The 420-nt window shown below is 31.0% G+C and carries 1 protein-coding gene; it reads left to right on the forward strand.

Annotation, left to right across the window (positions count from 1 at the left end; all coding sequences use genetic code 11):
* On the forward strand, positions 1-208 hold a 208-nt coding region (locus HZY83_RS07975), incomplete at its 5' end, for a VOC family protein (protein ID WP_370520059.1).
* Positions 209-420: the final 212 nt, after the last annotated feature.

Raw genomic sequence — 420 nt, forward strand, 5'->3', positions numbered from 1 at the left:
ACATCCGATTTCTAAAAATCCTCACCTCATTATCGAATGTGATTCGCAAGAAGAATTGGAACGTGTGTATCAACGATTAGTAGATGACGGTGGTCAAATTAAAGTGAAATTAGAGAAGACGTTCTTTAATGCGTATCATGCTGAAGTTAAAGACCGCCTAAATGGTATTACATGGGTATTAAATTACTTCATTAATGGCACATTTTAAAATTAAACAATTCGTTATGGGTTAGTTAAAAACGAGAAACGTTTTTAACTAACTTTTTTTATTTGTGCTATTGCTAAACTCATTTTCAAAAGAATAGGTTGATACTTAAACCAACTTTCTATAAAATGTAAAACGTAATAATTACTATTTACATAAAGAGAGGTTATATGAATGGCTAAGATACCAGTGACAGTGCTAAGTGGATATTTAGG

Source organism: Gemella sp. GH3 (assembly GCF_013415425.1).
GTDB lineage: Bacteria > Bacillota > Bacilli > Staphylococcales > Gemellaceae > Gemelliphila.